Source organism: Pseudomonas sp. PGPPP4, assembly GCF_002256045.1.
Lineage (GTDB): Bacteria > Pseudomonadota > Gammaproteobacteria > Pseudomonadales > Pseudomonadaceae > Chryseomonas > Chryseomonas oryzihabitans.
Genome location: NZ_NKID01000003.1, coordinates 452,327 through 474,803, shown reverse-complemented (window position 1 = coordinate 474,803; position 22,477 = coordinate 452,327). Strand labels below are relative to the sequence as shown.

22 protein-coding genes are annotated in these 22,477 nt (G+C 67.8%); 13 read left to right on the top strand and 9 right to left on the bottom strand.

All coding sequences use genetic code 11. From position 1 onward, the window contains the following. Position 1 precedes the first annotated feature (1 nt). The 4 genes from CFE50_RS07915 (at position 2) to CFE50_RS07900 (ending at position 2,271) form a co-directional block, all read left to right on the top strand. Positions 2-694, top strand: a complete 693-nt coding sequence (locus CFE50_RS07915) for an AzlC family ABC transporter permease (RefSeq protein WP_286732428.1) — start codon at positions 2-4, stop codon at positions 692-694. After that, positions 691-1,002 (top strand): AzlD domain-containing protein, encoded by a 312-nt coding sequence (locus CFE50_RS07910; protein WP_241807743.1) that lies wholly within the window; start codon positions 691-693, stop codon positions 1,000-1,002. Before CFE50_RS07915 ends, CFE50_RS07910 begins: the two co-directional genes overlap by 4 nt. A gap of 36 nt (positions 1,003-1,038) precedes the next feature. Next, the gene (locus CFE50_RS07905; protein ID WP_241807742.1) at positions 1,039-1,866 is read left to right on the top strand and encodes an AraC family transcriptional regulator; all 828 of its coding nucleotides are present in this window, start codon (positions 1,039-1,041) and stop codon (positions 1,864-1,866) included. 174 nt (positions 1,867-2,040) lie between these two features. Then, positions 2,041-2,271: a DUF2934 domain-containing protein gene (locus tag CFE50_RS07900; RefSeq protein WP_241807741.1), complete on the top strand. Its 231-nt coding sequence runs from the start codon at positions 2,041-2,043 to the stop codon at positions 2,269-2,271. On the opposite strand, the gene CFE50_RS07895 is transcribed toward CFE50_RS07900, so the two are convergent. Next, the gene (locus CFE50_RS07895) at positions 2,268-3,209 is read right to left on the bottom strand and encodes a GNAT family N-acetyltransferase (RefSeq protein WP_286732423.1); all 942 of its coding nucleotides are present in this window, start codon (positions 3,207-3,209) and stop codon (positions 2,268-2,270) included. The genes CFE50_RS07900 and CFE50_RS07895 overlap by 4 nt on opposite strands. Before the next feature lie 70 nt (positions 3,210-3,279). Beyond that, positions 3,280-4,599 carry a Na+/H+ antiporter family protein gene (locus tag CFE50_RS07890; protein WP_286732421.1) on the bottom strand — a complete coding sequence of 440 codons (1,320 nt, stop codon included), beginning with the start codon at positions 4,597-4,599 and terminating at the stop codon, positions 3,280-3,282. 289 nt (positions 4,600-4,888) lie between these two features. Between CFE50_RS07890 and CFE50_RS07885 the strand changes: the two genes are divergently transcribed. After that, positions 4,889-5,173 carry a hypothetical protein gene (locus tag CFE50_RS07885; protein WP_017639596.1) on the top strand — a complete coding sequence of 95 codons (285 nt, stop codon included), beginning with the start codon at positions 4,889-4,891 and terminating at the stop codon, positions 5,171-5,173. Positions 5,174-6,033: 860 nt separating this feature from the next. On the opposite strand, the gene CFE50_RS07880 is transcribed toward CFE50_RS07885, so the two are convergent. The 4 genes from CFE50_RS07880 to xylA form a co-directional block, all read right to left on the bottom strand. Continuing rightward, positions 6,034-7,170, bottom strand: a complete 1,137-nt coding sequence (locus tag CFE50_RS07880) for a sugar ABC transporter permease (protein WP_007159830.1) — start codon at positions 7,168-7,170, stop codon at positions 6,034-6,036. Continuing rightward, on the bottom strand, positions 7,170-8,726 hold the full coding sequence (gene xylG, locus CFE50_RS07875; RefSeq protein ID WP_027597454.1) for a D-xylose ABC transporter ATP-binding protein: 1,557 nt from the start codon (positions 8,724-8,726) through the stop codon (positions 7,170-7,172). The genes CFE50_RS07880 and xylG overlap by 1 nt, the downstream gene beginning before the upstream one ends. Positions 8,727-8,789: 63 nt before the next feature. After that, positions 8,790-9,791, bottom strand: a complete 1,002-nt coding sequence (xylF, locus tag CFE50_RS07870) for a D-xylose ABC transporter substrate-binding protein (protein WP_007159832.1) — start codon at positions 9,789-9,791, stop codon at positions 8,790-8,792. A gap of 115 nt (positions 9,792-9,906) precedes the next feature. Then, entirely contained in the window at positions 9,907-11,223 is a 1,317-nt protein-coding gene (gene xylA, locus CFE50_RS07865; RefSeq protein WP_286732415.1) for a xylose isomerase, read from the bottom strand. Positions 11,224-11,408: 185 nt separating this feature from the next. On the opposite strand from xylA, the gene CFE50_RS07860 reads away from it, so the two are divergent. After that, positions 11,409-12,662 carry a XylR family transcriptional regulator gene (locus CFE50_RS07860; protein WP_007159834.1) on the top strand — a complete coding sequence of 418 codons (1,254 nt, stop codon included), beginning with the start codon at positions 11,409-11,411 and terminating at the stop codon, positions 12,660-12,662. Here the strand turns inward: CFE50_RS07860 and CFE50_RS07855 are convergent. Beyond that, positions 12,644-13,174 (bottom strand): Dps family protein, encoded by a 531-nt coding sequence (locus CFE50_RS07855; protein ID WP_017639603.1) that lies wholly within the window; start codon positions 13,172-13,174, stop codon positions 12,644-12,646. The genes CFE50_RS07860 and CFE50_RS07855 overlap by 19 nt on opposite strands. A gap of 374 nt (positions 13,175-13,548) precedes the next feature. Between CFE50_RS07855 and CFE50_RS07850 the strand changes: the two genes are divergently transcribed. Genes CFE50_RS07850 through CFE50_RS07840 form a run of 3 tightly spaced genes read left to right on the top strand, consistent with a single transcriptional unit; the run spans position 13,549 to position 15,649 of the window. Then, complete coding sequence (locus tag CFE50_RS07850) at positions 13,549-14,262, top strand: hypothetical protein (protein WP_241809370.1); 714 nt, start codon at positions 13,549-13,551, stop codon at positions 14,260-14,262. Continuing rightward, the gene (locus tag CFE50_RS07845; protein ID WP_093255052.1) at positions 14,259-14,672 is read left to right on the top strand and encodes a phage holin family protein; all 414 of its coding nucleotides are present in this window, start codon (positions 14,259-14,261) and stop codon (positions 14,670-14,672) included. Before CFE50_RS07850 ends, CFE50_RS07845 begins: the two co-directional genes overlap by 4 nt. After that, positions 14,669-15,649 (top strand): DUF3618 domain-containing protein, encoded by a 981-nt coding sequence (locus CFE50_RS07840; protein WP_241809371.1) that lies wholly within the window; start codon positions 14,669-14,671, stop codon positions 15,647-15,649. Before CFE50_RS07845 ends, CFE50_RS07840 begins: the two co-directional genes overlap by 4 nt. 94 nt (positions 15,650-15,743) lie before the next feature. Here CFE50_RS07840 and CFE50_RS07835 read toward each other — a convergent pair whose 3' ends face one another. Beyond that, positions 15,744-15,896 (bottom strand): hypothetical protein, encoded by a 153-nt coding sequence (locus tag CFE50_RS07835; protein WP_169742412.1) that lies wholly within the window; start codon positions 15,894-15,896, stop codon positions 15,744-15,746. Between the two features lie 68 nt (positions 15,897-15,964). Next, positions 15,965-16,945, bottom strand: a complete 981-nt coding sequence (locus CFE50_RS07830) for an aldo/keto reductase (RefSeq protein ID WP_241809372.1) — start codon at positions 16,943-16,945, stop codon at positions 15,965-15,967. Between the two features lie 112 nt (positions 16,946-17,057). Between CFE50_RS07830 and CFE50_RS07825 the strand changes: the two genes are divergently transcribed. From CFE50_RS07825 to CFE50_RS07810, 4 genes are all read left to right on the top strand, one after another. Further along, the gene (locus tag CFE50_RS07825) at positions 17,058-17,972 is read left to right on the top strand and encodes a LysR family transcriptional regulator (protein ID WP_286732409.1); all 915 of its coding nucleotides are present in this window, start codon (positions 17,058-17,060) and stop codon (positions 17,970-17,972) included. A gap of 70 nt (positions 17,973-18,042) precedes the next feature. Next, complete coding sequence (locus CFE50_RS07820; protein WP_241809374.1) at positions 18,043-19,776, top strand: OPT/YSL family transporter; 1,734 nt, start codon at positions 18,043-18,045, stop codon at positions 19,774-19,776. Between the two features lie 219 nt (positions 19,777-19,995). After that, positions 19,996-21,276 (top strand): MFS transporter, encoded by a 1,281-nt coding sequence (locus CFE50_RS07815; protein WP_241809375.1) that lies wholly within the window; start codon positions 19,996-19,998, stop codon positions 21,274-21,276. A gap of 135 nt (positions 21,277-21,411) precedes the next feature. Beyond that, on the top strand, positions 21,412-22,470 hold the full coding sequence (locus CFE50_RS07810; protein ID WP_286732405.1) for an HAD family hydrolase: 1,059 nt from the start codon (positions 21,412-21,414) through the stop codon (positions 22,468-22,470). Positions 22,471-22,477 lie beyond the last annotated feature (7 nt).

Genomic DNA, 22,477 nt, shown 5'->3' with positions numbered 1-22,477 from the left:
GATGACCGCTTCCCGCCGCCGCGCCTTCCTGCAGGGCGCCTGGCAGATCATGCCGCTGTCGCTGGCCTGCGCGCCCTGGGGCATCCTGGTCGGCGCCCTGGCCATCGAGACCGGCCTCAGCGTGCTGGAGGGCCAGGCCTTCTCCCTGCTGGTGTTCGCCGGCGCGGCACAACTGGTGGCCCTGGGCATGCTCAAGGCCGGCGCAGGCCTGGCCGCCATCCTGCTGACCACCCTGCTGCTGACCTCCCAGCACCTGCTCTATGGCCTGCATATGCGACGGGTGCTGGCGCCCCAACCACTGCCCTGGCGCCTGGGCTTCGGCTTTCTGCTCACCGACGAATTCTTCGCCCTGAACCATGCCGAACAACCGGCGGGCTTCGACCGCTGGCGCGCCCTGGGCATGGGCCTGAGCTTCTATCTGCTGTGGAATCTCTTCACCCTGGTCGGCCTGCTGCTGGGGCGGGCGCTGCCCAACCTGGGCGCTCTGGGCCTGGACTTCTCCATCGCCGCCACCTTCATCGCCCTGGTGGTGCCTCTGGTGCGCGACCTGGCCACCGTGGCCTGCGTGCTCACCGCGCTGCTGGTATCGGTCTGGCTGCATAACCTGCACTGGCAGGGCGCCCTGGTGCTGGGCGGCCTGGCGGGGATGAGCACGGGCTTTCTGGTACGCCGCCTGCGGGAGCGCCTGCCATGATCCTCGCCACCGTGCTCGGCATGGCCGCCCTGGTCTTCTGCAATCGCTATCTCTTTCTCGAACCGCGCCTGCCGCTGCGCCTGGGCCGCAACCTGCGCACCTTCCTGGAATTCGCCGTGCCCGGGATGCTCACCGCCATCTGCGGTCCCATCCTGTTCTCCGGCGAAACGTCGCTGGCCGCGACCCTGGTCGATCCCTACCCGCTGGCGGCCCTGACCGCGGTGGGGCTGATGCTCTGGACGCGGCGGGTGCTGACCACGGTGATCCTCAGCATGGCCGTGTTCTACCTGCTACGCTGGCTCCTCTAGCCCGAAGGCAGGACCCGTCGGGGCCACGAGAGAGCCATGAACGGACAACAGGAAAACGCCCGCCTCTGGCCGGCCCGCGGCCTGGGCGGCGTCGAGCTGCTGCATGCCCGCTATCGCCGCCAGCGATTCGCGCCCCATGTGCACGAAGGCTATGTGTTTACCGTGATCGAGCGCGGCGCCCAGCGCTTTCGCCACCGCGGCGCCGAGCACCTGGCCGCGGCCGGCAGCATGGTGCTGATCAATCCGGACGAGTTGCACACCGGGGCCACGGCGGTCGAGGAAGGCTGGCAGTACCGCGGCTTCTATCCGACGCTGGCGCAGCTCGGCCCCGTGTTCGCCGAGCTGGGACGCCCGCTGGACGCCACCCCGGCCTTCGCCACCAGCGTGCTGCACGACCCTCAGGTGAGCGCGGCCTTCAGCCAGCTGCATCGACTGGCCGATGGCGGCGCCGAGGCGCTGGAGCAGCAGACCGCCTGGCGCGAGGCGCTGTTGCTGCTGTTCGGCCGTCATGCCCGTTTGGGCGCCCTGGCGGAACCTGGTCGCGAACCCCTGGCGGTGCAGCGCGCCCGCGAATTGCTCGGCCAGCGGTTGCAGCAACCGCCCAGCCTCGAAGAGCTGGCCCAGGCGGTGGGGCTGTCGCCCTTTCATTTCCTGCGGGTGTTCCGCCGGGCAACGGGCCTGCCGCCTCACGCCTGGCTCAAGCAGCAGCGCCTGACCCGCGCCCAGGGCCTGCTGCGCGCCGGCTGGGCGCCCCTGGAAGTGGCCTTGCAGCTGGGCTTCGCCGACCAGAGCCATCTCACTCGGCAGTTCAAACAAGCCTATGGCGTGGCCCCCGGTGCCTATCGCCGCGCCTGGCAGGGCTAGCCGGGTACCGACGAACGGTCCTGGCGGCGAAAGCATCCTGCCAGAGCCCGGCAAGCGCAACGGCGCCGGGCTGACCGGGAGTCCCGGAGAAACTTTTCCTGGTCGCCCCGGGCCTAGTCAGGAAGAGCGCCGGCGCTGCCGGCCGCTCTCCCCTGCCCCTTTGGAGTTACCGGCATGACCCTCGAAGAACGCATCCGCCAGCGCGCCTATGAAATCTGGGAACGCGAAGGCCGTCCCCATGGCCAGGATTTCGAGCACTGGTTCCAGGCCAATCGCGAATTGGAAGACCAGCCCGACGACAACCTGACCCAGGTTGGCGGCATCCAGAGCAGCGTCGCCCCGCCCGCCCCCAAGCCGCGCAGCCGCTCGCGCAAGAAGAACCCTGAAGGCAGCGCCAAGGCCTAGCGCCAGTCGTCCAGCAGCCAGACTTCGGGGTGATCGTAATGGGCGTCGCCCCGGTGCAGGGTGATGCCGAGGATCTCGCTGCGAAAGCCCTGAGCCAGCAGCCAGCGGTAGGCCCCCAGGCGGGCGGTGTTGACGCCGGCCAGCAGTCGCTGCTGGCCGTGATCCCGGGCCAGGCCGTCGCAGGCGGCGATCAGCCGGGCGAAGCGCGCCTCCGCGCCCGCGCCGGGCAGCACCGCCGCACACTTCACATAGCAGACCCCGGTACCCGCCTCGCTATGGGGCCCGAAGTGGCAGACGGCGAAGCCCTCCGCCCGGCCCTGCGCATCCTGCAGCAGCAGACTCTCGCCGAGCCCCTGTGCGCGCACCGCGGCCATCTCGGCGGAGACATCCAGCCCCGGCGCATTGGCCCGACCCACCTCGGCGCAGGCCGCCAGCAGCCGGTTGGGTTCGGCCGCCAGGGAAAAGCGCAGCGCCGGCGACGCCGTCTGCGCCTGCACCGGTCGCGCCATCACCGCGGTCAGGGTCTGCGGCCAGAAGCCGAAGCCCTGGTAGAGCCCCAGGTGACGCGGACTGTCGGGAAAGGTGAAGAGTCCGGCATGCACCAGCTGCCAGGCGTCGAGCTGCGCGACCGCGGCGCCCATCAGCGCCTTGGCCACCTTGGCGTCCCAGTAGTCCGGGTGCACCGCCAGCGGGCCGAGGATGCCGTGACGCCCCCAGCGGGTGACGCAGACGGCGCCGACCAGCCGCGCGCCGTCGAGGGCCTTGAACCAGGCGGTGTGGGGCGCGGCGAAGCGGCTGCGTACATAGTCGCGGTCGTTCCAGAATTCGCCCGGTTCGGCAGCGCCCATCCAGGTGGCGAACGCCAGGCGCACCACCTCGGTGGTGGCCGGCAGGTCGGCGGCGGTCAGGGGTTCGACACTGAAGGTGGGGCTGGACATGGGGCGGCTCCTTGGCTGTAGGCCTTGGACCCGCCCGGCCGGGGCTTTGCGCCCGGGCGGCAATCGCCGGTTACAGCAGCAGCACCGCGGCCCAGCCGAACAGCAGCATCGGCAGGCTGAAATGCAGGAAGGACGGCACCACGGTGTCCCAGATATGGCTGTGCTGGCCGTCCACGTTGAGGCCCGAGGTGGGACCGAGGGTGGAATCCGAAGCCGGCGAACCCGAGTCGCCGAGGGCGCCGGCGGTGCCGATCAGGCAGACGATGGCCAGCGGCGAAAAGCCCAGGTGCAGGCACAGCGGGCCGAGGATGGCGGCGAGGATGGGCACGCTGGAAAAGGATGAGCCGATGCCCAGGGTCACCAGCATGCCCAGCAGCAGGAGCAGCAACGCGCCCAGGGCGCGGTTGTCGCCGATCAGGCCGGCGGCAGTGGCGGCCAGGTCCTTGATCTGGCCGGTGGCGGTCAGCACCTCGGCGAAGCCACCGGCGGTGAGCATGATGAAGCCGATCACCGCCATCATCTTCGCCCCCTCGCTGAACAGGTCGTCCGCCTCGCGCCAACGCACCACGCCGGTGGCGGTAAAGACCACGAAGCCGACCAGGGCACCGAGGATCATGGAGTCCAGCCAGAGCTGCACGCCAAAGGCAGCGATCACGGCGACCAGCGCCACCAGCAGGGTGCGGCCATTGTAGGGACGGTCGGCCCGCTCGGTGCGCGCCACCAGACCGAGATCGTACCGCCGCGGCCGGCGATAGCTGACGAAGACCGCCAGCAGCAGGCCGACCACCATGCCCAGGGCCGGCAGCAGCATGGCGCGACTGGGGTCCACGCCGCTGACGTCCACCCCGGCACGGGCCACGCTGGCCAGGAGGATGTCGTGCAGATAGAGACTGCCAAAGCCCACCGGCAGGAACATGTAGGGGGCGATCAGGCCGAAGGTCATGACGCAGGACAGCCGCCGGCGATCCAGCTCCAGGCGCGTCAGCACATAGAGCAGCGGCGGCACCAGCAGCGGGATGAAGGCGATGTGGATGGGCAGGATGTTCTGCGAGGCGATGGACACCGCCAGCAGCAGGCCGAGCAGCGCCCAGCGCAGCGAGCGTCCGCCCTGGGCTGCCTGGCGTTCCATCAGCGCCAGGGCGCGATCGGCCAGCATGTGCGCCAGTCCCGACTGGCTGATGGCCACGGCGAAGGCGCCCAACAGCGCATAGGAGAGCGCCACCTTGGCGCCATTGCCCAGGCCGGCGTTGAAGGCCAGCAGGGTGCCTTCCAGCCCGAGTCCGCCCACCAGGCCACCGGCCACGGCGCCAGCGATCATCGCCACCACCACGTGCACCCGCGCCAGACTCAGGACCAGCATCAGTCCTACCGCCACCACCACCGCATTCATCGCCGACTCCGCACCACCAAAGGGGCGCGCACTCTGCCGCAGCCCGGCGCGGGCGTCAAAGGCCGGGGATGGATGGCGGGGTGTGCGGCTTATCCACAATGGCCGCTGCCGCGGGCGGGTGGAAAAGCCCCCCAGGCATCTGGCGCGAGTCGCTTGCAGCCGGGCGAGCCGACGTGCCGTACGCCTTGGCATGACCCCACCTTAATGCAGGCGCTCTGGAATGAACCTTTCATGGACGGAAGGCGTCTGACGCGGACGCTTTCACGGTCACGCCAAGGACGAACTGCCCATGCAAGACGCCATCGACATGCTGATCACCGCCTTCAGTCCGCACTCCTGCCTGGCGGTTCCCCGTCGCGCCGATCGCACCCTGCTGTTCACCGTTACCGACACCGCCCGCGCGGTCACGGTCACCAAGGCCATTCCCCTGTGCAGCCTGGAATGCACCGCCACCCTGGCCACCGTGATCAAGGACCTGCAGCGCGACCTCGATCGGGCGATCGGCACCCTGAGCCCGGAAAGCCTCGCCGACCTGCGCCAGCGCGGCCCACGGGTGCAGCGGTTCGAGAGTTGAGCGGGTTGGTTGGGATTTTGGGTTGGCTGAGTCTTCCCTCACCCCAGCCCTCTCCCTGAGGGAGAGGGGGCAATACGGAGTGAGGTGGGGCTTTGTCGTAGGGTGGATGACGGCGCAGCCTCATCCACCTCGGATTCTGCGCCAGCCAGTGGAAAACGCTTTGCGGTTTTCCACGCTACGTACGGAGCTCGCCGGCGAGGGTGGGCGTTGGCTGCACCCCAGCCCTCTCCCAGGGGGAGAGGGGGCGATACGGAGTGAGAGGAGCTTTGCCGTAGGGTGGATGACGGCGCAGCCTCATCCACCTCGGATTCTGCGCCAGCCAGTGGAAAACGCTTTGCGGTTTTCCATGCTACGGACGGCGCTTGCCGGAGAGGGTGGGCATTGGCTGCGCCCTCACCCCGGCCCTCTCCCAGGGGGAGAGGGGGCGATACGGAGTGAGAGGAGCTTTGCCGTAGGGTGGATGACGGCGCAGCCTCATCCACCTCGGATTCCACGCCAGCCAGTGGAAAACGCTTTGCGGTTTTCCACGCTACGGACGGCGCTTGCCGGAGAGGGTGGGCGTTGGCTGTGCCCTCACCCCGGCCCTCTCCCAGGAGGAGAGGGGGCGATACGGAGTGAGAGGGAGCTTTGCCGTAGGGGGGATGACGGCGCAGCCTCATCCACCTCGGATCCTGTGCCAGCCAGTGGAAAACGCTTTGCGGTTTTCCACGCTACCTAAAGAGGTTGCCGACGAAGGTAGGCGTTGGCTGTGCCCTCACCCCAGCCCTCTCCCTGAGGGAGAGGGGGTCGTTCGGAGTGAGGTGGGGGCTTTACCGCAGGGTGGATGACGGCGCAGCCTCATCCACCCCTGGTCATCCCACTCAGCGCCGGCTGGTGCGGGTGCTGACGTCGACCCAGACGGCCAGGACCAGGATCCCGCCCTTGACGATCATCTGCCAGTAGCTGTCCACGTCGAGCATGGACATGCCGTTGTCCAGGCTGGCGATCACCAGGGCGCCGAGCAGGGCGCCGTAGACGGTGCCCGAGCCGCCGCGCATGGAGGTGCCGCCGATGAAGCAGGCGGCGATGGCGTCCAGTTCGCCCATGGTGCCGGCCGACGGCGAGCCGGCGGCCAGGCGGGCGGTGTTGACCAGACCGGCCAGGGCGCACATCACGCCCATGAGGCCGAAGATGCCGAGCTTGATCGCCTGGACGTTGATGCCCGACAGCCGCGTGGCTTCCAGGTTGCTGCCCACCGCATAGATGCGCCGGCCGAACACCGTCTGGCTGGTGATGTAGCTGAACACCCCGAGCAGCACCAGCAGGATCAGCACCGGCACCGGGATGCCGTCGTAGCGGTTGAGGGTCTGGATGAAGGCCGCCAGCACCACGCCGATCACCACCACCCGCAAGACGTCGCGCCACAGCGGCGCGAGGGTGAGGCCGAGGGTCTTGCGCTTGCTGCGCTGGCGCCAGGTGAGCACCACGGCCACGGCGAACAGCAGCACGCCCAGGGCGCTGCCCACGGCCGGCGGCAGATAGCCCTGGCCGAGGTAGACCAGTTCCGGCGATACCGGGGCGACGGTGACGCCGCCGGTGAGGCCGAGCAGCACGCCGCGAAAGGCCAGCATGCCGCCAAGACCGACGATAAAGGACGGTATCCCCCGATAGGCGCTCAGATAGCCGTTGATCAGGCCGATCAGCAGGCCACCGGCGGCCACCGCCAGCAGGGTGATCGGCAGGGGCACGTGGTAGGTAACGTCGAGTATCGCCGCCACCCCGCCGAGCAGGCCGAGTTGCGAACCCACGGAGAGGTCGATCTCGCCGGCGATGATCACCAGCACCATGCCGCAGGCGAGGATGCCGGTGATGGACATCTGCCGCAGCAGGTTGGAGAGGTTGCGCGGAGTGACGAAGCCGCCTTCGGTCTGCCAGCTGAAGAACAGCCAGATCAGGGCCACGGCGATCAGCAGGGCGAGCATCTTGTAACGGGTGAACAGCTGTTTCACGGCGTGCATCAGAAGTGCTCCCGGGCTTGGGCGACCGCCCGTTCGGTGGTGCCCAGGGCCGCGGCCAGTACCCGCTCCTGGGTCAGATTCTCATTGGGGAAATCGCCGCGCAGCCGGCCTTCGCCGAGCACCAGCACCCGGTCGGAGACGCCGAGCACCTCGGCCAGCTCCGAGGAGACCATGACGATGGCCACGCCCTCCGCCGCGAGCAGGCCGATCAACCGGTAGATCTCGAACTTGGCGCCGACGTCGACGCCGCGGGTGGGTTCGTCGAGGATCAGCACCTTGGGCCGCGCCAGCAGCATCTTGGAGAGCACCGCCTTCTGCTGGTTGCCGCCGGAGAGGCCGGTGATGGGCAGGAAGGGGCTGCTGGTCTTGAGTTGCAGCCGGGCGATCTCGGTGTCGATGCAGGACAGTTCCGCCTCGCTGTCGATGCGACTCAGGTGGGCGAATCGGTCCAGCACCGTGAGGGTGATGTTCGAGCCCACGCCCAGGTCGGGAATGATGCCCTGGCGCTTGCGATCCTCCGGCACCAGGCAGAGGCCGGCGCGAATGGATTTCAGCGGGGTGCGGGTGTCGATGCGCTGGCCATTGAGCCAGACCTCGCCTTCGTAGCGGCCGTCGTAGGCGCCGAAGATGGCCGAGACCAGCTCGGTGCGTCCGGCGCCCACCAGCCCGGCGATGCCGAGGATCTCGCCGGCGCGCACGGCGAAGGAGACGTCGTCGACGCGCTTGCGCTGGGGATTGTCGACGTCCAGGCAGGTGAAGTGACGCGCCTCGAAGATCACCTCGCCGATCTCATGGGGGATCTGCGGGTAGAGGTTGGTCATGGCGCGGCCGACCATCTGGGTGATGATGCGGTCGATGTCCATCTCGGCCATGGGCGTGGTGGCGATGTGCTTGCCGTCGCGGATCACCGTGATGGTGTCGCAGATGGCCGCCACCTCGTCGAGCTTGTGCGAGATGTAGACGCAGGCGACGCCCTGCGCCTTGAGGTCGCGGATGATGTCCAGCAGCACGGCGATCTCGGAGGTGGTGAGCGCCGAGGTCGGTTCGTCGAGGATCAAGAGCCGGGCGTTCTTGTTCAGCGCCTTGGCGATTTCCACCAGTTGCTGCAGGCCGCCGCCGTACTGGGATACCGGCAGGGCCACGTTCATGTCCGGCACCTTGAGCCGGCGCATCAGCTCGGCCGAGCGCTGCAGCATGGTCGGATAGTCCAGCCGCCCGCCGAAGCGGCGCGGTTCGTGGCCCATGAAGATGTTCTCGGCCACGGACAGATCGGGCACCAGGGTCAGTTCCTGGTGGATGATGACGATGCCGGCCGCCTCGGATTCGGCGATGGACTGGGCTTCCAGGGGTCGCCCGTCCCAGCGGATCTCGCCTTCCCAGGTGCCGTGGGGATAGACCGCCGAGAGGACCTTCATCAGGGTGGACTTGCCGGCGCCGTTCTCGCCGCACAGCCCTACGCATTCGCCCGGACGCACCTTGAGATCGATGCCGTCCAGCGCCCGCACCCCGCCAAAGCTCTTGGCGATGCCGTGCATTTCCAGCAGATAGTCGGCCATGGCCGCTCCTTGCCCAGGGGCCGCCCGACGCCAGGCGTCAGACGGCCAGCCGGTGGCCAGTGGTTATTTGCCGTCGATCTGGGCCTGGGTGTAGAAGCCGTCCTTGACCAGCAGGTCGACGTTGGCCTTGGTCAGCTCGGTGGGGGTGAGCAGCAGGGTGTCGACCTTCTTGGTGCCGTTGTCGTAGCTGGAGTTGAAGCCCGGCTTCTCGTTGCGCACCAGTTGCACCGACAGCTTGGCCGCCTCGGAGGCGATCAGCTTGAGCGGCTTGTAGACGGTCATGGTCTGGGTCCCGGCGATCACCCGCTTGATGGCGGCGAGGTCGGCGTCCTGACCGGACACGGCGACCTTGCCGGCCAGCTTCTGCGCGGCCAGGGCCTGGATGGCGCCGCCGGCGGTGGCGTCGTTGGAGGCGACGATGCCGTCGATCTTGTTGTCGTTGGCGGTCAAGGCGTTCTCGACGATGGCCAGGGCCTCGGTCGGGTTCCACTCCTTGACCCACTGCTGGCCGACGATCTTGACGTCGCCCTTGTCGATGGCCGGCTGCAGGACCTTCATCTGGCCCTGGCGGAGGATCTTGGCGTTGTTGTCGGTGGGCGCGCCGCCGAGCAGGAAGAAGTTGCCCTTGGGCTGGGCCTTGAGCACGCCACCGGCCTGCATCTCGCCGACCTTCTCGTTATCGAAGGAGATGTAGGCGTCGATGTCGGCGTTGAGGATCAGGCGGTCATAGGAGATCACCTTGACCCCGGCCTTCTTGGCCTCGGCCACCACGTTGTTCAGCACCGTGGCGTTGAAGGGCACGATGACGATGGCGTCCACGCCGCGGGAGATCAGGTTCTCGATCTGCGACAGCTGGCGCTGCTCGTTGGCATCGGCGGATTGCACATAGACCTTGGCGCCGAGTTGCTCGGCGGCGGCGACGAAGTAGTCGCGGTCACGGGCCCAGCGCTCCAGGCGCAGGTCGTCGATGGAGAAACCGATCTTGGGATGCTGGGCGTCGGCCTGGGCGAAACCGGTGGTGCACAGGGCGAGCAGACCGGCGAGCAGGGTCGTCTTGAAAGTCATGGTGGCGTCCTTGGTTATTGTTGTTGTGGAGCGAGAGAACGGATTTGAGTGTAACGATTCAGCGCGCTTGCACAAGCGGGTCAGCCAGGCTTTTCTGCCGACCCGCTCGCGGTCGCTAGCGATACAGGTAACGGTTGACCACGCCTTCGAGCAACTCCTGGCGACCGCTCACCGGCTGGGGCGCCAGGCCCTGGCTGAAGGTGTGCTCGGCCAGTTGTTCCAGACTCAGCTGGCCCCCGAGGATGCGCTGACCGAGAGACTGATCCCAGCCGGCATAGCGCTCGGCCTTGAACTTGCCCAGGGGGTCGTCCTGCAACAGCGCCGCGGCGCGTTCCAGCGACAGCGCCAGGGTGTCCATGGCCGCCACGTGGCCGTGGAACAGGTCGACGTCGTCCAGACTCTGGCGGCGGACCTTGGCGTCGAAGTTGAAGCCGCCGCGGGTGAAGCCGCCGCCCTTGAGGATCTCGTAGATCGCCAGGGTCATTTCCTCGACGCTGTTGGGGAACTGGTCGGTGTCCCAGCCGTTCTGCGGATCGCCGCGGTTGGCGTCGATGCTGCCGAACACGCCGAGGGCCACGGCGCTGGCGATCTCGTGCTGGAAGCTGTGCCCGGCGAGGGTCGCGTGGTTGGCCTCGATGTTGACCTTGATCTCCTTCTCCAGCCCGAATTGCTGCAGGAAGCCGAAGACGGTGGCCACGTCATAGTCGTACTGGTGCTTGGTCGGCTCCTGGGGCTTGGGCTCGATCAGCAGATCGCCCTGGAAGCCGATGCGGTGCTTGTGCTCCACCACCATCCGCATGAAGCGGCCGAGTTGCTCGCGCTCGCGCGCAAGGTCGGTGTTGAGCAGGGTCTCGTAGCCTTCGCGGCCGCCCCACAGCACATAGTTCTCGCCGCCCAGGCGGTGGGTGGCGTTCATCGCCGTACAGACCTGGGTGGCGGCGCAGGCGAAGACTTCCGGATCGGGGTTGCTGGCGGCGCCGGCGGCATAGCGCGGGTGGCTGAAGCAGTTGGCGGTGCCCCACAGGAGCTTGAGGCCGGTGTCGCTCTGGTGGCGTTCCAGATCGTCCACCAGGCGGGCGAAGTTCTCGCGGTACTCGGCGAAACTGGCGCCTTCCGGGGCGACGTCGGTGTCGTGGAAGCAGTAGTAGTCCACGCCCAGCTTGCTGAAGAATTCGAAGGCGGCGGCGGCCTTGGCGCGGGCCTGCTCCAGGGGCGAACCGGCTGCCTGCCAGGGCCGCTGGAAGGTGCCCTGACCAAAGACATCGCTACCCGGCCAGACAAAGGTGTGCCAGTAGCAGACCGCCATGCGCAGGTGCTCGCGCATGGGCTTGCCCATGACCAGGCGGTCGGCTTCGTAGTGGCGGAAGGCAAGCGGGGAAGTGCTGTCGGGGCCGGCGTAGCGGACCTTTTCGACATTGGGGAAGTAAGCCATGGCGTTGTCCTTGTTCTTATCTGTCGCACCCGATACGGCGTACCGGTTTGCGTCGATGGTAGCGCCGCTGCCCGGGCTGCCTATTGTGAAAATCACCAGAGCCAGGTGCGATTTTGCCGCTTGAGGCGCGCAGGCGGCGGTCGTAGTCTGGAGCCCCGCCCGCGCCTCCTGCCGGAAACGCCGCCATGCCCAGCCAGCCGCCCGTCCACCGCGTCGCCCTGCTGTTCAACGGCAGCAAGATCTACGACAGAGGCATCCTCGCCGGCATCGGCAACTACCTGAGCGGTACCCGGGCGCGCTGGGATCTGTTCCTCGAAGAAGACTTCCTCTGCCGGCTCAAGGGCATCGAGCGCTGGCAGGGCGACGGCATCATCGCCGACTTCGACGACCCGGCGGTGAGCGCCGCCCTGGCTCACAGCGCCCTGCCGGTGGTGGCCGTCGGCGGTTCCTATGCGGCCCCTGGCGACTACCCGCCCGGCATCCCCTACGTGGCCACCGACAACGCCGCCCTGGTGCGCCTGGCCTATGACCACCTGATCGAATCCGGCCTGACCCGCTTCGCCTGCTTCAGCCTGCCCGCCGCCGACACCAATCGCTGGGCCGGCGAGCGCGAGGCGGCCTTTGCCGCCCTGCTCCGCCGCGACGGCCTGCCGGTGGAGATCTATCGCGGCCTGGAGACCAGCGCACCACTATGGGACACGGCGGTGGAACAGCTGATCGCCTGGCTGGAGGCCCTGCCCAAGCCGGTGGGCATCCTCGCCGTGACCGACGCCCGGGCGCGGCAACTCCTGCAGGCCTGCCTCACCGCCGGCATCCCGGTGCCGGAACAGGTGGCGCTGGTGGGCATCGACAACGACCCCCTGGCACGCACCCTGACCCGGGTGCCCCTGACCTCGGTGATCCAGGGCACCGAGGCCATCGGCCGCGAGGCGGCGCGCCTGTTGCACCAGCGACTGCACGGCGTCGAACTGGGGGCGCCACGGGTGCTGATCCCGCCGGAGGGGATCAACGTCCAGGCCTCCAGTCGCCACCAGCCGGTGCGCCATCCCCAGGTGATGCGCGCCCTGCACTTCATCCGCCAGTACGCCTGCCAGGGCATCAAGACCGAGCAGGTGGCCAGCTATGTCGGCATCTCCCGCTCGGCGCTGGAGACGTCCTTTCGCCGCGAGCTCGGGCGCAGCGTCCACGACGAGATCCTCGGCTTCAAGCTGGCCGCCGCGGCCGTGGCGCTGCAGGAAGAGGCGCCGAGCCTGGCCGAGGTCGCCCGGCGCTGCGGCTTCACCTCGGCGCAGTACCTGCACGCGGTGTTTCGCCGGGAATTCGGCTGCACCCCGCGGCAGTACCAGTCGAATCCCAGACCCCTGGCGAGCGCCCATGAAAAAGCCCGTCCGGAGACGGGCTTTCAGGTCGCTACCGCGGCTTACTTGCCGACGGTCTGACCCAGGAACCAGGCGCGCTCTTCGGCCTGGTCGATCCACTCTTCCAGCAGGCTGGTGGTGGAGACGTCGTTGGCGTCGTCGGTCAGGGTGTGGGTGGTGCGCATGTAGGCCGCCAGCGACTGGTTGTCGTCGTGCAGCTCGGTCAGCATCTGATCCGCCGACAGATCGGTGGCATCGCTGCTGGCCAGGCGCTTGAGTTGCACCATCTGCTCCAGGGAGCGCACGGTCGGCTGACCGATCTTGCGCGCACGCTCGGCGATCAGGTCGGTGATGCCGTACAGCTGGGTGGCCTGCTCTTCCAGCAGCAGGTGGTAGTCGCGGAAGTGCGAGCCCTTCATGTGCCAGTGGTAGTTCTTGGTCTTGATGTACAGCGCGAAGACATCGGAGAGCAGCACGGCCAGGGCTTCGCCGACGGCCTGTTGGTTCTGCAGGGTGGCGTCTTCGCCCTGATGGGCCTTCTGCTTGACGCTGGAAACGGTCTTGAGTTCTTGCTTGGCATTGGCAACGGCCATGAGAGATCTCCTGTCAGGACGTAGAGAGAAAAAGGGGTTCGCTTGCATTGGCGCGAACATCAACGTCTGCAGAAATCGACCGCACCGGACGAAAAATCGTTCATCGAATTTGCATATCGCCACCATGGGCATGACGAATGGTTGCCGGCAGTGCGACTGCGTTTCATTGCCCGATCCAGAGCCTGTCCCTTCCCCTGGCCGCTGCGCTTGTAGCTAGATGTGTAGGTAAAACCGTTTGTCAGCTTTGCCAGCAAACCGACGCCGCGTGAGAACCCCTGCTCGTTCCGCCCGGTCACCTAAAAGGCAAGGCACACGAACGGTCGCCGAGAGCTCTCTGCCGGCCACGACAAGGTTCTGCACACAGGTACCCGCGTATGACGACGCCCCTCAATCCCGCCCAGGGACAATCCTCGCAGACCAAGGACGGTTCTACGGCAGAGGCCCATCTGCATGACCTGAAAGAGGTCGCCAAGGACACGGTGCAAGACGCCAAGCAAGAGGGCGCTGCCCACTTCGAACACTACCGCGACACCGCGGCCGACCAGCTCGGTGCCATTGCCCAGAGCGCCCAGGCGGCGGCCGACGAACTGGAAGACAAGGACACCCTGGGCCTGGCGCACTATGTCAGCGACATGGCCCGCAGCCTGACCGGTCTCGCCGAGGATCTGCGCGGCAAGAACGCCGAGCAGCTGCTGCAGCAGGCCGGCACCCTGGCCCGCGACAACCCGGCGCTGTTCCTGACCGGCAGCATTGCCATCGGCTTTGGCCTGTCGCGCTTTCTCAAGGCCTCCAGCCAGCCGGATACCGGCAGCAGCCCGCGCGTCGGCGGCGCGGACGCGGTGCCCTCGCTGACCACCCCCTCGGTCGCAGCGGAAAACGAACTGGTGGAGCCGGCGGCGGGTGCCGACGTCATCCACACCAACAACATTCCCAAGGGTCCCGACCTCCACACCCCGACCACCACCCGGGGTGGCGATCCCATCGGTGGTGCGGCGATAAACCCGGCCCGCAGCGACAGCAACCTGAACAGCGGCACCTCATCCAGCCAGCTGGATCGACCCACCCTGAGCGGAGGCAAGCAGCCATGATCAACGAGAACCCCACTCCGCGCCCCACCGAGGGCGACACCTCGGTCGTCGGCCTGGTCAAGCAGCTGGTCCACGAGGTCCCGGCGCTGTTCACCAAGGAACTGGCCTTGGCCAAGGCCGAACTGGGCGAATCCCTGCGCACCACCAAGGCCGGTGTGGCCGGGGTCGCCGCGGGCGCCATCGTGTTGCTGGCCGGCTTCATCGTGCTGCTGATGGGCGTCGTCTATTTCCTCTCCCAGTACCTCACGCCCTGGGCCGCCGCCCTGCTGGTGGGCGCCGTGGTCATGGTGATCGGTTTCATCATGCTGCAGTCGGGCAAGAAGCAATTCGAGCCGTCCCACTTCACCCCTGATCGCACCGTCAACAGCCTGCAGAAGGACAAGGACGCCGTACGGAGGGCCGCACAATGAGCATCACCGATCAGATCGATCAGGAATCCCGCAAGAATCCCGACGAGCTCGAACGCGAGATCGACCAGAAGCGTGAGCGTATCGAAGACCTGGTAGGCGCCCTGGAAAGCCGCCTGTCGCCCGGCCAGCTGTTCGATCAGGCACTGTCCTACACCAAGGGCCACAGTGGCGAATTCGCCCACAACCTGGGCAATACCCTCAAGGCCAATCCGGTACCGGCAGTGCTGACCTCGGTAGGTCTGCTGTGGCTGGCGCTGGGGCAGAATCGCACGCCGGCTCCGGCCACCACGGGCACCCCGCTCAAGGACAAGCTGTCCGGTGCGCTGGACTCGGTCGCCAACGGCGCGGGCCATACCCGTGATTCGCTGAATCGTGGCAGTCACGATGTACGTGACAAGGTGACCGGTCTCGGCGAGAGCGTGTCGGCCAAGGCCTCCCAGACCGGGGAGCGGCTGAGCGATACCGCGGCGCAGGCCAAGGACACCCTGGCTGACCAGGCGCAACAGCTCAAGGGCACCTTCGAGACCCTGCTGCGTGAACAGCCGCTGGTGGTGGGTGCGCTGGGCATCGCCCTTGGCGCCCTGCTGGGCGCTGCCCTGCCGCGCACCGAGACCGAGGATCGCGCCCTCGGCAAGCACAGCGACAAGCTGACCGCCAAGGCCAAGCAGGCCGCCAGCAGTGGCTACGAGCAGGTCAAGGCGGCAGGCCAGGACGTGGCCAAAGAGGCACGCCAGGCCAGCCAGGATCACCGCAGCCAGCCGGTCGACACGGGCACTCCTGCGCCGAAAAACCTGGGCAACGATCCCGACGCCGGGGTCGAGTCCATGGCGGGCTCGCCGAGGGCGGGCACCGGCAGCACCCTTGGCGGCACCCAGGCGACCGCGGGCATGAATGTCGGCCGTACCGCGGCCAACGGCAATACCCCGGGCGCGGTAGGCGACGAGAGTGGCATGGCCACCCCGCCACGCAGCTTCTGACCGGCAAGGTGGCCGGGGTCAGCCGCTGACCCCGGCCATAGACAACGAAGGCGCCCGGGTCTGCACCCGGGCGCCTTCGCTTTTCGTGCCCCTGTCAGTAACCCGGATCCGGATTCTCCTTGGGCTGCTCGGGTCGCTTGCTGTCCTGCGGGCGCTGTTCTTCACCGCCCTGATTGAGTTCCTTGTGGGTCTCGCCGACCTTGCCGGCGTTTTCCGGCTTGTGGTCGAGATCGTCGCGCTTGGCCATGATCCTCACCTCTTGTGGCTGAGTACGTTAGGCAACGCGGCGGGGCCAGGGTGCCCCGCGCGCACCGATCAACGCAGGGGCGGCGCCATGAACTCCGGCCCCACCGGATCCTTGACGTGTTCGGCCAGAATGGCGTCGATGGCCGCCAGGTCCTCGGCGGACAGCCGCCAGCCGAAGGCCTCGTCCAGGCCCTGCAACTGCTCGGGCTTGCGCGCGCCCCAGAGGGCGATGGTCGGCCCCTGGTCGAGGATCCAGCGCACCGCCAGGGCCAGCACCGACTTGCCATGGCGCTCGCGGGCAAAGGCGGTCAGGGCCTCCACCGCGGCCAGGTACTGGGCGAAGCGCGGCGCCTGGAACTTGGGATCGCCCTGGCGCAGGTCATCGCCGTCGAATTGCGTCTGCGCCTGCATGCGCCCGGACAGCAGGCCGCGGCAGAGCGCGCCATAGGCCAGCACCACCAGACCGTGACGCTGGGCATAGGGCAGCACATCGGCTTCGATGGCGCGTTCGAAGAGGTTGTAGGGCGGCTGCACCGTGGAGGGATTGGCGAACTGGCGGAAGGCCTCCAGTTGCTCGGGCGAATAATTGCTCACGCCGATGGCGAGGATCTTGCCCTCCTGCCGCAGGCGCTCCAGTTCGCGCGCGGTTTCCTCGTGGGAGACCTGGGGATCGGGCCAGTGCACCTGATAGAGATCGATGCGGTCGGTGCGCAGGCGCCGCAGGGAGTCCTCCACCTCCTGGCGAATGCGGGCCGCGCTGGCATTGCGCCGCACCTCTTCGTTGGGCCATTCCAGGGCCACCTTGGTGGCGATCACCGCCTGGTCACGAATGCCTTCCAGGGCCTTGCCGACGATCTCCTCGGAACGACCGAAGCCGTACACCGGCGCGGTGTCGATCAGGTTGATGCCGCCGTGCACGGCGCCGCGGATGGTCTCGATGGAACGGGCTTCGTCGGTACCGCCCCACATCCAGCCACCGATGGCCCAGGTACCGAGGCCAATGCGGGAAACGGGGGTATCGATACCCGGGATACGCAGGGTTTCACTCATAGGATCTCCAGGCGAAGACGCCAAGTCGGAAGGGTTAGCCTTGTGAGGCTAATTCAAAAAGCGTTGAATAGGGCTCAACGAATGCTTGACCCTTATCGCGCGAGGAGTGCCCGTGCCCACCCTGAATCGCGGCGAACTGGCCGACCTCAACGTCTTCGTCGCCCTGGTCCGCCGGCGCAGCTTTCGCCAGGCCGCCATCGAACTGGGCGTCACCACCTCGGCGCTGAGCCATGCCCTGCGCCAGCTGGAGACCCGGCTGGGGGTCAAGCTGCTCAATCGCACCAGCCGCTCGGTGGTGCCGACCCTGGCCGGCGCGGCGCTGGCGGAAAAGCTCGAACAGGGTTTCGCTCTCATCGGCGAGGCGCTGGGCGAACTGGACCAGCACCGCGACGCCCCGGTCGGTCGCCTGCGCCTGAGCGTGCCGCGGGATGCGGCGCGGCTGCTGGTGACCCCGACCCTGCCCCGGCTGCTGGCGGCCTATCCGCAGTTGCAGCTGGACATCAGCGTCGAGGATCGCCCGGTGGATATCGTCGCCGACGGCCTCGATGCCGGCATCCGCTATGGCGACACCGTGCCCCAGGACATGGTCGCCCTGCCGCTGACCGACGAATTGCGCTGGATCGTGGTGGGTGCCCCCGCCTACCTGGCGCGCCACGGCCGGCCGCAGCAGCCGGAGGAGCTTGCCAACCACCAGTGCGTGCGCCTGCGGCTGGGCAGCGGTGCCCTCTATCGCTGGGAGCTGGGCAGCGGCGCCGCGACCCGCACGCTGGACGTCCCCGGCCCGCTCACGGTCAACGAGACCGAGACCTCGATCCAGGCCGCCCTCGATGGCCTGGCCCTGGCCTATTGCCTGGAATGGCGGGTGGCCGAGGAGCTGAGCGACGGTCGCCTGGAGCAGGTGCTGCCGGACTGGGCCTCGCCCGGTGCACCGCTGTGCATCTACTACCCGAGTCGCCGCCAGCCGCCACCCGGCCTGCGCCAGCTGATCGAGGCCCTGCGCCAGACCTGGACCGGACGCCACCCCTGAGGGCGCGAACCAACCGCCGCGCCCGGGGGTCCCCTGACCACGCCATGATCGCCTGACCGAGGAGGCCCTCTTGCCCGCAGCCAACGCCGCCGCATCCGACCTGCCGCTGCCCGTGGAGCGCGAACTCAGCCCCCGGGCACTGCTCACCGGGGCGCTGCTGGGCATCCTGCTGACCCCGGCCAATGTCTATGCCGGCCTCAAGATCGGCTGGTCGTTCAACATGTCGATCATCGCCCTGCTGGTGAGCTACGGCCTCTGGCACCGCCTGGGACGCCGCCTGCAGCAACCGGGCTGGACGCTGCACGAGAGCAACATCAACCAGACCGTGGCCTCGGCGGCGGCCAGCATCGTCTCCGGCGGCCTGGTCGCGCCCATCCCGGCCTACACCCTGCTGACCGGCCAGGCATTGCCGACCCTGCCGCTGATGGGCTGGGTGTTCGCGGTGAGCTTTCTCGGCATCTGGGTGGCCTGGTACCTCCGGCCCCTGCTGCTGGCCGATGCCAGCCTGAAATTCCCCGAGGGCCTGGCCACCCTGGAAGCCCTGCGCCAGGTCTATGCCAGTGGCGCCGAAGCCCTGGTCCGGCTGCGGGTGCTGCTGGGCGCCCTGGCGCTGTCGGCGGCGGTCAAACTGGTGGACAGCTTCGCCTGGACGCTGCCGCGAGTCGCGCCCTCGCCCGCCCTGGAACGCCTGACCTTCAGCTTCGATCCCTCGCTGCTGCTGCTCGGCTTTGGCGGCATCATCGGCCTGAGGGTCGGGTTGTCGCTGCTGCTCGGCACCCTGCTGGCCTGGGGCGGGGTCGCGCCCTGGCTGCTGGCCAGCGGTGTCGCCGCGCTGCCGGCGGAGGCCAGCGGTGCGCAATACGCCTTTCTGGTGCAATGGCTACTGTGGCCGGGGGTGAGCCTGATGGTCAGCGCCACTCTGGCGTCCCTGGCAGTGCGCCTGGTCACCCTGCCGCGCGGCGAGCGCCAGCGCCAGGGCTGGCAACGGCCGCGCGCCTGGCCGCTGGCGCTGCTGCTGGTGGCGGCCCTGCTGGTGGTGCTGCTGCAGGTGCGGCTGTTCGGCATCGATCCCTGGCTGGCCCTGCTGGCCCTGCCCTTGGCGCTGTTTCTCGCCGCCATGGCCGCGCGGGTGGTCGGCGCCACCGGCATCCCGCCCATCGGCGCCATCGGCCAGCTGTCGCAGCTGACCTTTGGCCTGGCCGCCCCCGGGCAGGTCAACATCAACCTCATGGGCGCCAACACCGCGGGCGGCGCGGCGGGCCAGAGCACCGACCTGATGAACGACTTCAAGGTCGGCCAGGCCATCGGCGCCACCCCCGCCAAGCAGGTGGTCGCCCAGTGCCTGGGCATCGCCCTGGGCGCGGTGACCGGGGTGCTCACCTATCGGCTGCTGATTCCCGATCCCCAGGCGCTGCTGCTCAGCGCCGCCTGGCCGGCGCCGGCGGTGGCCCAGTGGAAGGCGGTGGCGGAGACCCTGACCCAGGGCCTGGGCGCCCTCGACGGCGCCATGCGCCTGGGCATCGTGCTGGGCGCCCTGGCGGGCTTGCTGCTGGGCCTGGCCGAAGCCTTGCTGCCGACCCGCCGCGCACACTGGCTGCCCAGCTCGGCGGCCCTGGGCCTGGCCTTCATCCTGCCCGCCTCGGTGTCGCTGATGATGACCCTGGGCGCCCTGCTCACCGCCCTGGTGCGCTGGCGGGCGCCGGGGCTGGCCGAGCGCTTCGCCCTGGCCGCCGCGGCCGGCCTCATCGCTGGGGAAAGTCTGGCCGGGGTGGGGGCGGCTTTCTGGCAAATGCTCGCCACCTGAACTGCGACAACGTGTCAACTGGACAATAATTTCCAGACGTAATGTCGCGAAGCTTTCAATAACCTTTCAAACCCATGAAATTCGGGGGTTCTGGTCCGATTCAGCTTGCCAGCGCGCTTTTGCAACACATAAGGTTACAAATAGCGCGACCCACCCGCGAGAGGTTTGGGCGCCCTGCGCGAGCTGTCTCCATAACAAACCCAATCCGAGCTAGCAGTCATGGCCACCACCTCGAAAGCCAAATCCGTCTTCCGCGTCGTCAGCGGAAACTTCCTCGAAATGTACGACTTCATGGTCTATGGCTTCTATGCCACGGCCATCGCCAAGACGTTCTTTCCCGGCGATAACGAACTCGCCTCCCTGATGCTGTCGCTGGCCACCTTCGGTGCCGGCTTCCTGATGCGCCCCCTGGGGGCGATCTTCCTCGGCGCCTACATCGACAAGCACGGCCGTCGCCACGGCCTGATCGTCACCCTGGCGCTGATGGCCCTGGGTACCCTGCTGATCGCCGTGGTGCCGGGCTATGCCACCCTGGGCGTCGCCGCACCGCTGCTGGTGCTGCTCGGCCGCCTGCTGCAGGGCTTTTCCGCCGGCGTCGAGCTGGGCGGCGTGTCCGTCTACCTGTCGGAAATCGCCACCCCCGGCCGCAAGGGCTTCTTCGTCTCCTGGCAGTCCGCCAGCCAGCAGGTGGCGGTGGTCTTTGCCGGCGTGCTGGGCGCCCTGCTCAACCACTGGCTGTCGCCCGCCGAAATGGGTGAATGGGGCTGGCGCATCCCCTTCCTGATCGGCTGCCTGATCGTGCCCTTCCTGTTCATCATCCGCCGTTCCCTGGAAGAGAGCCCGGAGTTCGAGGCGCGCAAGCATCGTCCGACCTTCCGCGAAACCATGACCTCCATCCGCCAGAACTTCGGCGTGGTGCTGGCGGGCGTGGCCATGGTCTCCATGACCACCGCCTCCTTCTACCTGATCACCGCCTACACCCCGACCTTCGGCAAGCACGAGCTGAACCTGACCGCGCTAGACAGCCTGATCGTCACCGCCTGCGTGGGCGTCTCCAACTTCATCTGGCTGCCGGTGATGGGGGCCCTGAGCGATCGCGTCGGCCGTCGTCCGCTGCTGATCTTCGCCACCGTGCTGGCCATCCTCACCGCCTACCCGGCGATGATCTGGCTGACCCACGCCCCGGGCTTCTCGCGCCTGCTGATGGTCGAGCTGTGGCTGTCCTTCCTCTATGGCACCTACAACGGTGGCATGGTGGTGGCCCTGACCGAGGTGATGCCGGCCCATGTGCGCACCACCGGCTTCTCCCTGGCCTACAGCCTGGCCACCGCGACCTTTGGCGGCTTCACCCCGATGGTCTGCACCTGGCTGATCCAGGAGACCGGCAACAAGGCCGCGCCCGGCATGTGGCTGACCCTGGCCGCCGTGCTCGGCCTGGTCGCGACCCTGACCTTGTTCAAGGGCAACACCGAGCCGCGCTTCAAGACCGTCACCGCCTAAGAACCTGTCGCAGAGCGGCAGGTGCTGCCGCTCTCGCGTCCACCCAGGTCGCTCCGCGCATCGAACTGTCATGACCTTTTGTTATGGTCTAGACCAGACGACCGCATCCCGCGGTCGCCGTGCCGGAGCCCGCCGATGTCCACCCTTCCCCGCCTTCTCGCCGGCCTGGCCGGCGGTCTGCTCAGCCTCACCGCTGCCGCCACCGAGCTGACCCACTGGCCGGCCGATGCCGCCCGCCAGCTCGACGTCCTGATCGCCGCCAATGCCAACCAGGGCAACTACGCGGTGTTCGACATGGACAACACCAGCTATCGCTACGACCTGGAAGAGGCCCTGCTGCCCTTCCTGGAGATGAAGGGCGTGCTGACCCGCGACACTCTGGATCCTTCGCTCAAGCTGATTCCCTTCAAAGATGTCGGGGGCCACAAGGAAAGTCTCAACAGCTACTACTACCGGCTGTGCGAGGTCGACGACCTGGTCTGCTACCCCTGGGTCGCCCAGGTGTTTTCCGGCTTCACCCTCAAGCAGCTCAAGGGCTACGTCGACGAGCTGATGGCCTACGGCAAGCCGATCCCCGCCACTTACTACGGCAAGGACGACAAGGTGGAGACGGTGGAGATCAATCCGCCCAAGCCCTTCACCGGCCAGCAGGAGCTCTATCACAAGCTGATGGAGAACGGCATCGAGGTCTATGTGATCAGCGCCGCCCATGAGGAGCTGGTGCGCATGGTGGCGTCCGATCCGCGCTACGGCTACGGCGTGAAGCCGGAAAACGTCATTGGCGTCACCACCCTGCTCAAGGACCCGGCCACCGGCGCCCTGACCACCGCCCGCAAGCAGATCGCCGAAGGCAAGTACGACCCCCAGGCCAACCTCAAGCTGCAGGTCACGCCCTACCTCTGGACCCCGGCCACCTGGTTCGCCGGCAAGTACGCGGCCATCCTCACCTACATCGATCCCTGGAAGAAACCCATCCTGGTCGGCGGCGACACCCCGGTCAGCGACGGCCCCATGCTGTTCCAGGGCGTGGACGCCGCCAAGAACGGCATCCACCTGTGGATCGACCGCAAGTCCAAGTACCGCACCCAGATCGAGGCGATGATGAAGAGCAACGCCGAGGGTCAGGCCAGGGCCGGGGTGGCGGTGAACGCGGACAAGCACTGGGTGATCGTCAAACCCGAAGACATCCAGTAGGCCGGCG